Here is a 12,953-nt window from a genome sequence, read left to right as displayed (position 1 = left end):
GGGGCCAGAACTGAACAGTTCGGAGCACAGGCTTTTCGCACTCGACCAGAAGCGCACTCACGTGCGTGCAGTGGGAACGCGGGGACCGTTACGGTGACCGGATTGCCACGGCATCCGATTCAACAGCAAATGCGTGTGTGTGGTCTACCGCACACAGACCGCCGACTCCAAGCTAAGGATCGCCATACATTGCCTAATCTCATAGAGAATCGCACCGGGCAAATTTGCGATAGAACAAGACTTCCTGCAGAAAGGCAACTGAAAGCTCGCCAAGCGCGGAAACAGGCGGCACATAAAAAACAGCTTACTGATTGAGGGCCATCTTCGCGGAGGCACGGTTGTTTCCGATGGTGACATCTCATCCTTGGCGCCAGAAATTGCGGGTGGGTCGCCGGTCTTGGTGACGCCTTCGCTCATGGCTTTCGCATTTGCGTAGAAAACATACCCCGGTCTTCCTCGTCAGTATCTCGTTTGGTGCACTCACTGAGTGCTTTCCACCGCTTATTGCGTCAAAGCGACGGTGACATGATGCGGTATGCCCTTCTGACATGAGGTGATGACATGCCAACAAATCCGAAATTCATTCTCGTCATGCGACACGCTGAGAAGCCGACGGACCCCATGGACCCGAACTTGTCTGAACAGGGATTTGCTCGAGCCAGGAGCCTGGCCACTTACATGCCTGAAACACGTAAGACTCTTGGGTCACCAGACTTTATTTTCGCGGCAGCTATTTCGAAGCACAGCGTCCGGCCGTATGAGACGGTGGAACCGTTAGCAAAGGCGACGGGAAAACCGATTGACGCGACTTTTGCGGATCAGGATTACAGCGCTCTTGCTAGCACGCTGCTCTCCACACCGCAATACGCGGATCAGCAGCTCGTAGTCTGCTGGCATCATGGGAACATCCCTTCCCTGATGCGAATGCTTGGCTGCAAGGAAGGAGCCTATCCCAACCCCTGGGATCACAAGGTTTTCAATCTTATTCTGAAGGTCGAATTTGCTCAGGGCACCCCCAGCGTTTCGCAGATTGTGGAACCGTTCTAGCGAGCGCGGCCGTCTCGCCATCTTGAGTGACTGGTGGGCACGGGGTAGCGCGCAAAATTCCGATCTGTGTGAGATCGACAATCTGCAACGCTTTGCGCCCGGTTGTTCTACTTCCTTTTGGTTGTTATCGACCCGGAGATCTGCAAAATGACCAAAAACGTATATACCCTCTTCAAGGGGGCGCTTAAATTCGGCGTTCCCTATCTTCACGGTTACAACGGCGATCCACATTACGTGATTGTGCTCGATGACGGAAACGACGGCCTGTTCAGGATTGTGGCCGATGTCAAGTCGGACAGCTCACAAGGCGGCCCCGATGGATACCATGTTCTCTACACGTGGAATCAGTTTTTCGATCATCCAATGGTCCCCGCGCTCAAAGCCCTTCCAATGGGGCTTGCGCAACCAGGATTTCCGAAACTCGATTACGTGCACGACCCGCGGTTGCTTGAACTCGGCAGCATGAGGCCCATTGCTTTCGATACTGATGACGAGACAAATGACATCAATGATGTCCTGGACGGTATGCTGCAACTCGACCGCAGTACCGAGCCGGTGAAATACGTCTATCCGGGCAAAAGCGGCGACGACCTCAGGAAAGGCTGGACATCGCCTCAAGACGTCATTGTGTACGGTTTTGGCTTCCTGTTCGAACCGAAGCAGGATGGTCTCCACGAAACCCACATGAACCAGGGAAATCCAAAGCCACAACCGGGAAGTCACATCAGAGACCATTCGTCGGAAAATGGTCCATTCCAGGATGGCGCAGTGATCGTGCAGGTTGGCGACAGTTTTGAGGCCCTGTTTGTTGCGTTCCAGACTCAGCTTGTGCCCACCGACAATCGTGGAAGACCAGTTCGCCACGGAGCCCACCCCATTCTGACGTTAAGCTAGGGATGCTGGCGGTGACCCGCGGGTCACCGTCGGAATTAGCCAAGGTAACGAGCTAACGAGGGTACTTGCATGTCGGACGTCTTTTGCCAACTGGCGTCTGTCTTGAGAAACCCGCTCCACGGCCGCTTTCCGTCATGTTTTAACTCTGCCTGAACACCGCGAAAGCGATAATGCTCGTATAGGTCAAGGACGTGGACCATGTAAGCCTTGGCTAACGCCGGGTTACGTCGAACGATGAGGAGATTGTCGTCGTTCGCGTAGGATGCCTTGTAGCCGAGATTGTGACTTCCCGTCACCACCACGCAGTCATCGGCAGAGAGCGGATCAATTACGAGAATCTTGTCATGGACGATCGCGTTGCCAGCGTTCAGCATCTCGCGCTCGAAGTTACCCGTAATATCGCCCGCGTTCAGTGCATTGGCGCGCACGATATGCACTCCGCTCTCCTCGAATAACGACGGCTCATAGTGCGCGTCTGGTGTGTCTTCACTGTCGTCGTCACCACCGGCCGCTCTGTCTTTCGGGCTGATGTAGTTAGGCATGGCCATCGGACTGCTGATTGCGCCATAGACGAGCAAGGTACTGTCCTTGCGGCCAATGTCGATCGCCTCCTGGATGATGCTGGTCGCTCCCTTCATGCCGGGCAGGAATACTGCGAAGAAGACGGCCTGCCTGGCGTTTCGAAGGAGACCATATACCTCAGTAAGGTCCGGCGGCAGAGCAGGACTCGTCGACGGCTTGTTAGCCTGACGCGTGTTGGGCGACCTCCAGAGACGAACTGCCCCGTTCGTCAGTTCAAGTGCCTTGAGTGGCGCAGCGTTTTGGCTACGTAGAGGCGAACCTTGCACGTTGCGCGTCGGAGCAGAGAGAGGGTGGGGTTGCTCGAAATGTCCGCTGTCGTCGCGCAGTCCCTTCCAGTAGTCAAGGAACTGCTCGGCCAGTTCCTTGTGCTCCGCTAGATAGCAGTTATTACTCTGGGCACAAAGGCCGTTTTGCGTCCAGTTCGTGCTTCCGGCGAGAACGGTTTGGGCCTGTCCAGTTTTGTCAACGTAAACACCAAACTTGTTGTGCCCGATGTGAGCGTTGTTGTTGAACATCCGGTCGTACATCTCGGCAAGACCTGCTCCATGCAACTGGGCACGGAAAGGCTTGTTCTCTAGGTCCCACTGTTCGCTCTTCCTATCGAGGCTGGTATTCGAAAGAATCAGGTGAATTTTCGGGGCGTGCTCTTTGATCAGACCGACCAGCAGTGGATCGGTCAGCTCGTAAAGCGCGAGAAATAGCTCGCCTCCATTCTTCAGATGGTCGAAGAAATCCTTCATCATGACTGGAAGATCGCCGGCGAGATACGCCCGGATGGGACTATCGACGTTTGCGATTTCCGTCTTGATATCGTCTTTCGTCGGCACGTGTCCTAGGGTCTGTTCCATTGCATGCGTTAGCCATTGCGTAGACAGAATGCCGCTGTTGAACGCCGCGTGCACCTCGTCGAACGTGCTTGTCACTGCGACCTGATTGGTTTCTATTCCTTCGTCCAGATAGCCTAGTGGCACAGGCGCACCGCTGTAACCTGCCGCTGCAGGTGCTGGTACGGGTTCCAGGCCTTCCCGCATATGAGCCACAGGACGAACGAAATACTTCAGAACGGGATCAGCAGCACGCAGTGTTGCCTGGTCGCGCCGCTGGCGCACGGTGAGGTCGCGCCAGGTAAATTTCTGGACCGGCCAGACGGACGTCGTTTCGGGCAACCATTTCGGATTGGACTGACGATCGAAGGCCACCCAAGCGGCGAGTACGCGTTTGTTGCCGTCCTCATAGATGCGCGTAATCTCGAATCCGAGGCAGTCTGGGATGGCTGCATCTACTGTCCATGCCAGGTAAGCGACAGCATTATTCGCATAAGCGTTCGCAGAACGGATGAATGGCATGACGTCTCCTCACTTACGTTAATTAACTGAGTTCCCGGTAGCATAGTTTGGTAATCGTCGACATAGTCAGTGACAAGTTTGTGAAGTCACCGAGTCTAAGCATCTTCCTTGAAAAGACTGATCGAGATCTGATCACACGGCGGATACTGATTGTCCCGCGTTTAGCCTAGAAGTACACCGCGAGTCGTGCCGTACAAAATTCCTGTGACATCGTCGCACTCCTAAAAGGCGCAAATCGGCGAAGAAACAGATGTCTGGATAACGGGCAGCGCGTTGTGCGTAGGCATAGGCATCGCGCCGTGGAAACGCAACCGCTCCCGCGCGTACGCGGAATTGTGCGGACCTTTCGCCACTTTCCGCGGTAATGGATCCGTTCCTACGGCAGGTTTCAGAGCTGACCGGAGACGCGCTGGTCGCAGCATCTGAAGAATAGCCGATGGCCTTGCGGATGCATGCCGATACCTATGCCTTTCGCGCCTTCTTATCATGCTTTTGTGACCGTCTTCGGTGTGAGAGTTCTCATGATGCGTTTGCTAAATCGACGCGAACTGCTCAACGACGCGACGGGATTTTCTCGGCCGCTTCTGACACGAGCTGCGGACAGCATGTGTGGATGGACGAGAGCCGGGGTTCATCTCTAGAAGGCCAATGACCGTTCGCAACGCTTAGCCGACGTCTGACCGTCTGTCCAACCGGAAAGGAGAACGACGCGGGTTGGCCGATCCGGGCAGATCGCGAACGCACCAAAGCGACCCTCAATGGCAGTTGGAGTAAGCGCGAGGTTAACGGCGGCTTCCAAGGTTTAAACAGTCACTCACCGAGAATTGGCCGCCGGGCGATTCTTGGCCGTACCAAACTTGCCGACTGCGTTATGAAAGAACAGCGGTGTAACGAATAACATGACAAGCAGGTGCACTTTTCATGTCATGGTTTCGCCCACCCGGATTGTGGGTGCTAGCTCCTTGCTAGAAACGGTATTCCTCGACTATAAATGGACAACATTCCTCAAACACTATCCGTTGCACATTTGCCTTTGAAAGGACATAACTAAGACGCACGTATTGTTGAAGTCGATGGCCTTAGAGCCACAAAAACGTAGACGACTGTAAAGGTGGGATCGTGGCCAATCTTCAGGGACGACGTGAAGGCGACGGGCATGCGACAGCCAACGCGTCCGGTGTCAGCGCGCCTACACTGACGCTTCCCAAAGGCGGCGGCGCCATCCGCGGCATTGGCGAGAAGTTCGCCGCCAATCCGGTGACAGGCACGGGATCGATGTCGGTGCCGATCGCCACCAGCCCGGGCCGTTCCGGTTTCGGGCCTCAACTATCACTCTCTTACGACTCCGGCGCCGGGAACGGCCCGTTCGGCTTCGGCTGGAGCCTTTCCCTGCCGTCGCTCACGCGCAAGACCGACAAGGGGCTACCGCAGTATTGCGACGCTGTCGATTCGGACGTTTTCATCCTTTCGGGCGCGGAAGACCTGGTGCCCGTCCTTGTGCAGAATGCCAACGGCAAATGGGTGCGAGAAGAGCTTTCACCTAGAATGGTAAATGGCCAGATCTACCGCATCCGTCGCTACCGGCCGCGCATCGAGGGCCTGTTTGCGCACGTCGAGCGATGGACCAACACCACCGTCGCGACCGATGTGTTCTGGCGGTCCATCTCTAAGGACAACATCACCACGTGGTACGGGAAGACCGCCGATAGCCGTATTGCGGATCCTGCAGACCCAAGCCGCATCTTCAGTTGGCTGATCTGCCAAAGTCACGATGACAAGGGCAACGTCATCGTCTACGGCTACAAGGCGGAGGACTCGGCGAAAGTTTTCGAGGTTTCGGCCGGCAACAATCTGCCCAAGGCCCACGAACGTAACCGCACTAATCAGTCCCGTTCAGCGCAGCGCTATCTGAAGCGCATTCGTTACGGCAATCGTTCGCCCTACTTTCCGGAATTGAAGGCCAACGCCGCCTGGCCAGAGCCTCCGGATGCCGGCGCACCTGACGGCAGCGATGCCTTGCACTTCGAAGTTGTCTTCGATTACGGCGAACACGACGCCAATGCGCCGGCGCCCAACGACGCAGGCCCTTGGCCCTCACGGCCGGATCCGTTCTCGTCCTACCGCGCCGGCTTTGAGGTTCGTACCTATCGGATCTGCCAGCGCGTCCTGATGTTCCACCACTTTCCGGCTGAAGCCGGTGTGGAACGTAATTGCCTGGTACGCTCGACGGATTTTAGCTACTCGGACGAAGTCGATCCGACCGATGTCCGCAACCCCATCTTCACGTTCCTGGAGGCTGTCACCCAGAGCCGTTATCGCCGCACCAACGGCGGCTACGACCAGCGCAGCCTGCCGCCCGTCGAGTTCGAGTACACCGAGCCTGTTGTACAGGACGCTGTGGAGGAAGTCGATACGCAGAGCCTGGAAAACCTCCCCATCGGCCTAGACGGCAGCGCCTATCGATGGACGGACCTGCACGGCGAAGGCATCCCCGGCATCCTCACCGAGCAGGCCGGTACCTGGTTTTACAAGCGCAACCTGAGCCCGCTGGCCAGCGCGGCGGAGTTCGCGCCCCTCGAAACCGTCGCCCTCAAGCCCAATGTGGCCCTGAGCAGCGGGGCCGACTTCATGGACCTCGCGGGGGACGGCCAGCCCGACGTCGTTGTCATGGACGGTCCCGTCCCCGGCTTGTACGAGCATGACGACGCCGAGGGCTGGCAGCCCTTCCGCCCGTTCACCTCGCGCGTGAACCGCGACCTGCGCGACCCAAACCTCAAGTTCGTCGATCTGGACGGCGACGGCCGCGCCGACGTGCTCATCACCGAAGATGACGCTTTCGTCTGGCATGCCTCACTCGCCGAAGAGGGCTTCGGCCCAGCCCGCCGCGTTGCGCAGGCATTGGACGAGGAAAGAGGCCCGCGCATTGTCCTCTCTGACGGCACCCAGTCCATCTACCTGGCCGACCTCTCCGGCGACGGCCTGACCGACATCTGCCGCATTCGCAACGGCGAAGTCTGCTACTGGCCCAACCTGGGCTATGGCCGTTTCGGCGCCAAGGTCACGATGGACAACGCGCCCTGGTTTGACAACTCGGACCAGTTCGACCACAAGCGTATCCGCCTGGCCGACATCGACGGCAGCGGCACCACCGACATCATCTATCTCCACCGCGACGGCGTGCGCCTGTACTTCAACCAGTCGGGCAACGGCTGGAGCCAGCCGCAGACGCTGAAGGTGTTTCCACGCATCGATGACCTCGTAAGCATCGTCCCGACCGACCTGCTCGGCAACGGCACCGCCTGCTTGGTCTGGTCCTCCCCCTTGCCGGGCGATGCGCGGCGGCCGATGCGCTATGTCAACCTGATGGGCGGCCGCAAGCCGCATCTGCTGGTCAAGACCGTCAACAACCTCGGGGCGGAGACGCGTGTCGATTACGCCCCCTCAACCAAGTTCTACCTGCAGGACAAGCGCGACAGCAAACCGTGGATCACGCGATTGCCTTTTCCTGTCCACGTGGTAGAGCGCGTCGAGACCTACGACCACATAAGCCGCAATCGCTTCGTCACTCGCTACGCCTACCATCATGGTTATTTCGACGGCGAGGAGCGCGAGTTCCGCGGCTTCGGCATGGTGGAGCAATGGGACCCGGAACAGCTCGCCGCCCTCGCCGACGGCAGCGTCCTGGCAGATAACATCACCGCTGCATCGCATGTGCCGCCGGTGCACACCAAGACCTGGTTCCATACTGGCGTCTACCTCGGTTGGGAACGCGTCTCGCGCCACTTCGAAAGCGAGTATTTCCGTGAGCCCGGACTTACCGTCGAAGCCGCGCGGCCGCTCTTGCTTGATGACACCATTGTCCCAGCGGACCTGACGCCGGACGAAGAACGCGAGGCTTGTCGTGCCCTCAAGGGCTCCATGCTGCGCCAGGAGGTCTATGCCGACGACGCGGATCACCCAGGTGCCACGCCGCAACAGATCCAGCGCGCCCGCACGCCCTATAACGTCACCGAGCAGAACTTCACCATACGCGCCCTGCAGAAACGCGGCGCGAACCGCCACGCGGTCTTTTTCAGCCATGCGAACGAGGCGCTGAGTTATCACTTCGAGCGCAACCCAGCCGACCCGCGCATCCAGCACGCGCTGACCCTGGAAGTCGATGACTTCGGCAACGTACTCAAGCAGGCCACAATCGGCTACGGGCGCCGCATCTCGCCGCTGTGGACGCAATGGGATCGCGACCGCCAGACTACGGCGCTGCTCACCTACACGGAGAACCGTGTCACCAACGCCATCGGATCGTCAGACACCCACCGCAATCCGCTGCCCTGCGAGGCGATTACTTTCGAGCTGACGGGCTATACGGCCACAGGCACGGCGGGTCGCTACCGGGCGACCGATTTCGTCGAGCCCGATCCCGCCGCTCCCGGCCGCCTGCGTCACAAGTTCACCGCCCCGGAAGTCGCTTACGAGGCCACTGCCGCCGGGAGCAAGCGCCGTCGCCCCATCGAATCGCTACGTACCCTTCATCGGCGAGACGATCTCAGCGGCCTCCTGCCGCTTGGTGAGCTGCAACCGCGCGCTTTGCCCGGCGAGAGCTACAAGCTTGCCTTCACTCACGGCTTGCTCGAGCAGGTCTTCCAGCGTCCACGCCAAGGGCAGGCCGACGAGCCCCTGTTTCCAGATCCTGCGGCGGTGCTCAATGGCCAGGCCGGCAACCGGGGCGGTTATCTGCGAAGCCAGATCCTCAAAGCGGATGGCCGCTTCCCGGCGAGCGATGCGGATGACCACTGGTGGGTCCCCTCGGGGCAATCCTTCTACAGCTCGAATCCCGCTGACAGCGCCGCTACCGAACTGGCGCAGGCCCGGCAGCACTTCTTCTTGCCGCGCCGCTACAGCGACCCGTTCGGTCAGCACGCCTTCGTTGAATTCGACGCCCACGACCTGCTGATGACGGAGACCCGCGATGCTCTTGGCAACCGCGTGACCGTCAACGCCAACGACTACCGCGTCCTGCAGCCGCGCCTGGTCAGCGACCCGAACCGGAACCGGACGGAAGTCGCGTTCGATACGCTGGGCATGGTGGTGGGCACCGCGGTCATGGGCAAACCGGCGCCCGCGCCGGTGGAAGGCGACACGCTCGCCGGCTTCGTTGCAAACCTCACGCAAGCTCAGCTCGACGGCTTCTTCGATGCCGCCGATCCGCACGCCACCGCAGTGGCGCTGCTGAAAGGTGCGACCACGCGCATCGTCTACGACCTCGACCGCTTCCGCCGTACTCGCCAGGCCAACCCCGACAAGCCGGACAAGTGGCAGCCGGCCTGCGCCGTCACGCTCGCCCGCGAAACGCATGTCAGCGCTGCGCTGCCACCGGAGGGTCTCAAGATCCAGCTCAGCTTTTCCTACTCCGACGGTTTCGGCCGCGAGATCCAGAAGAAGATCCAGGCCGAACCCGGTCCGGTGCCCCAGCGTGACCCCACCGGCACGATCATCGTCGGCGCGGATGGTCAGCCCGTGGTGACACCGAATGACGTGGGCCCGCGCTGGGTCGGCAGTGGCTGGACGGTTTTCAACAACAAGGGCAAGCCGGTCCGCCAGTTCGAGCCCTTCTTCACCGACAGCCACCGCTTCGAGTTCGAGGTCCGCATCGGCGTCAGCCCAGTACTGTTCTACGACCCGGCCCAGCGCGTGATTGCCACGCTGCACCCAAACCACACCTACGAGAAGGTGGTGTTCGACCCGTGGCAGCAGATCACTTACGACGTCAACGACACCTGCGCGCCGCGCAAAGTGCAGACCGGCGACCCGCGCACCGACCCCGACATCGGCGGCTACGTCGCCGAATACTTCAAGACCCAGCCGGCCACCTGGCAGACCTGGCGCGCGCAGCGAATCGGTGGTGCAGTGGGCGTGGACGAACGCAACGCCGCCGTGCGCGCCGAAGCGCATGCCGATACGCCCACCACCGCCCATTTCGATGCCCTGGGCCGCCCCTTCCTGACCCTCGCGCGCAACTGCGTCGTTTGCCTCGGCCACGATCTCGATGGCAGCGAAGACAGCTTAACCACCCGCGTCGAGCTGGACGTCGAAGGCAACCAGCGCGCCGTACGCGATTCCATCCATCAGGCGGGCGACATGCTCGGCCGCATCGTCATACGCTACACCTATGACATGCTGGGCAACCGCATCCACCAGCTCAGCATGGAAGCCGGTGCGCGATGGATGTTGAACGATGTGGCCGGAAAACCCATTCGCGCATGGGACAGCCGCGGCCACAACTTCACCATCGCCTACGACGCGCTGCGCCGCCCAGTGGAGCAGGCCGTGCGCGGCACCAGCGCGGATTCCGACCCGCGCACGCTCAACCGCGACATCCTCGTCGACTGGATTGAATACGGCGAGGGCATCGCCAACGCCGAGGCGCTCAACCTGCGCAGGCGCATCTATCGCCACTTCGATTCGGCCGGCGTGGCCACCAACGCACGGCTCGATGCCGACAGCAATCCAAACGAGGCCTACGACTTCAAGGGCAATCTGCTGCGCAGCACCCGGCGACTCGTCAGCGACTACACCGCCGTTCCAGACTGGCTCCTGAACCCGCAACTGGATGACGAGAGCTTCGAAGGCGGGACCTACTATGACGCGCTCAACCGCCCCATCCAGTCCATCGCGCCCCGCAGCAGTCTGGGGCGCAGCAAGTTCAATGTCATCCAGTTGGTGTTCAACGAGGCCAATCTGCTGGAGCGAGTGGATGTGTGGCTGGAGTGTGCCGCCGAGCCGGCCGGGCTGCTCGATTCCATAGCGGATTCGACGTCCGCGGTCGGCGTTAGCAACATCGGCTATGACGCCAAGGGACAGCGCCAGCGCATCGACTACAGGAATGGCGCGAGCACCTTCTACAGTTATGACCCGCTCACCTTCCGACTCACCCAACTGCTGACCAAGCGCAAGGCAGCGGACTTCCCAGGCGACGATCCGCAGCTGCACGTTGCCGGCTGGCCAGGCAAACAGGTGCAGAACCTGCATTACACCTATGACCCGGCCGGGAACATCACCCACATCCAGGACGACGCGCAGCAGACCATCTACTTCAGGAACAAGCGCGTCGAGCCGAGCAACGACTACGTCTATGACGCCCTCTACCGGCTGATCCAGGCCACCGGCCGCGAGCACCTGGGCCAGGGCGGAACGCCCATTCTCCATTCGCACGACGACGCGGATCGCGTGGGGCTGCTGCAACCTGGCGACGGCAACGCCATGGGCACGTACATTGAGCGCTATGTGTACGACGCCGTCGGCAACTTCCTGCAGATGCAGCACCGCGGCACCGACCCGGCGCATGCGGGTTGGACCCGCGCCTACGACTACCTCGAGCCCAGCCTGATTGAAGACGGCAACGCAGGCGCGCTGCTCAAGAACAGCAACCGCCTGACCCGCACCACACTCAACCCTGCAGGTAATATCCCGCAGCCGGAAGCCTACCTACACGACGCCCACGGCAACATGCTACGCATGCCGCACCTGGGCGGCGGCCTGCCCGGGCCGAACATGCACTGGGACTACAAGGACCAGCTACACCAGACTGATCTGGGTGGTGGCGGCACGGCCTTCTACGTCTACGACGCCTCGGGTCAGCGCGTGCGCAAGGTGTGGGAGAAAGCCCCGGGCCTTACCGAAGAGCGCATCTACCTCGGCGGCTTCGAGATCTTCCGCAGGCACGGCGGCCCGATCGGCGCCAACACCGCCACGCGGGAGCGTGAGACGCTGCATGTGATGGACGACAAGCAGCGCATTGCGCTGGTGGAGACGCGCACGCTCGACACGGCGGGCAACGACCAGGCGCCACGTCAACTCATCCGCTACCAGTTCGGCAATCACCTCGGGTCGGCCAGCCTGGAACTGGATGACCAAGGACAGATCATTTCCTACGAGGAATATGCGCCCTACGGTAGCTCAACTTATCAGGCCGTGCGCAGCCAGATGGAGACAACCAAGCGGTATCGGTATACGGGGAAAGAACGGGAGGGGGAGAGTGAGCTTTATTACTTCGGAGCCCGGTACTACGCGGCTTGGTTGGGGAGATGGGTGAGTTGCGATCCGAAATCACTGACCCAAGAAATGAAGAAGAGTAAGCCCAAAATGGTCATCGGCAAGATATTTGGTGCGACCTCCCAAGGCGGGTTCGTCAATGTTCCGAACAATCCGGAAAAACCGAGCGACTCCTCCAGCGAGGGTTACGCGGAGCCCCAAATGCCCGGGAATGAGGCGTTGCCTGATCTTTATGGATACGCTGGGGACAACCCCGAACGTTGGGTTGATCCCGATGGAAGTGATTTCTGGGATTGGCGAACCGTGAAGGAAACTTGGGCAGGCATTTGGAACCCGCGTGCCGCGTGGAATACCAAGAATCTGCTTTTCGATGACAAGATCGAGACTAAGAATCCGACCTTCAATACGTTGGCTGTTCGCTTCTCGACGAAGTTGGGACTTTCTGAAAACGCCCAACGTATGGGATCCCAAGTCAACGCCATTCGCCATACTCTCTGGCAGGCCATGCTGACGAAATCGTATGACCAATCGACCGCCAAGGCAATTGCGGATTCCCATGAAGTCAATCCAGACGCGATCGCTAATGAGGATGCCGCAACCAAGGAGTTCAATACCCTTGAGGAAGCGGATCAGTCCATAGACCTGCGCAACAACATCATCGGACGTACCGTTGGAGAAGCAAATCGCAATGTCGTGGGCGGCCCCCAGCAACTCGCCGAAGCCTTACTCAAGGAATTCCACGAAAAAGGGCTTTGGGTTGCGGTACAGCAGGCGAACGGCAAATACAAGGCCGTGCGGGTCAAGCTTACCGATGCTGAATTTGCCGCAGCATCGCAAAAGTTGGCCGGGCTTGACGACCGCGGCCTGACCGCATCGGACGCTCAAAGGCGGAAAGAGGCCATCGACAAGCAATTAACCGTAAAGGCCACAAGGAAGCTGAATGAATTTGTTGGCGGGCTGGAGTGGAACATCAAGCAACTTTACGGTGTTCCCTAACCTGTAATAGGGAGACCACGAATATGCCCAACGGCACAC

At 59.7% G+C, this 12,953-nt stretch carries 4 protein-coding genes; 3 read left to right on the top strand and 1 reads right to left on the bottom strand.

Features of this window, described 5'->3' with window-relative positions; all coding sequences use genetic code 11:
• Positions 1 to 561 precede the first annotated feature (561 nt).
• On the top strand, positions 562 to 1,047 hold the full coding sequence (locus OKW29_RS02715; RefSeq protein ID WP_429289856.1) for a histidine phosphatase family protein: 486 nt from the start codon (positions 562 to 564) through the stop codon (positions 1,045 to 1,047).
• Positions 1,048 to 1,194: 147 nt separating this feature from the next.
• Complete coding sequence (locus OKW29_RS02710) at positions 1,195 to 1,941, top strand: DUF2278 family protein (RefSeq protein ID WP_429289855.1); 747 nt, start codon at positions 1,195 to 1,197, stop codon at positions 1,939 to 1,941.
• Positions 1,942 to 1,976: 35 nt separating this feature from the next.
• On the opposite strand, the gene OKW29_RS02705 is transcribed toward OKW29_RS02710, so the two are convergent.
• Positions 1,977 to 3,869 (bottom strand): phospholipase D-like domain-containing protein, encoded by a 1,893-nt coding sequence (locus OKW29_RS02705; protein ID WP_429289854.1) that lies wholly within the window; start codon positions 3,867 to 3,869, stop codon positions 1,977 to 1,979.
• Positions 3,870 to 4,988: 1,119 nt separating this feature from the next.
• On the opposite strand from OKW29_RS02705, the gene OKW29_RS02700 reads away from it, so the two are divergent.
• Positions 4,989 to 12,914 (top strand): SpvB/TcaC N-terminal domain-containing protein, encoded by a 7,926-nt coding sequence (locus OKW29_RS02700; protein WP_429289853.1) that lies wholly within the window; start codon positions 4,989 to 4,991, stop codon positions 12,912 to 12,914.
• Positions 12,915 to 12,953 lie beyond the last annotated feature (39 nt).

The organism is Paraburkholderia sp. CI3, assembly GCF_050436505.1.
In the GTDB taxonomy this organism is placed as follows: Bacteria; Pseudomonadota; Gammaproteobacteria; order Burkholderiales; family Burkholderiaceae; genus Paraburkholderia; species Paraburkholderia tuberum.
Note: the sequence above shows the minus strand (reverse complement) of the source record. Positions and strands in the feature narration are given on the sequence as shown.

Bases quoted from the DNA above. Each gene is read 5' to 3' on its own strand.
- OKW29_RS02710 (WP_429289855.1), top strand. From the start codon at position 1,195: ATGACCAAAAACGTATATACCCTCTTCAAGGGGGCGCTTAAATTCGGC.
- OKW29_RS02715 (WP_429289856.1), top strand. From the start codon at position 562: ATGCCAACAAATCCGAAATTCATTCTCGTCATGCGACACGCTGAGAAG.
- OKW29_RS02705 (WP_429289854.1), bottom strand. From the start codon at position 3,869: ATGCCATTCATCCGTTCTGCGAACGCTTATGCGAATAATGCTGTCGCT.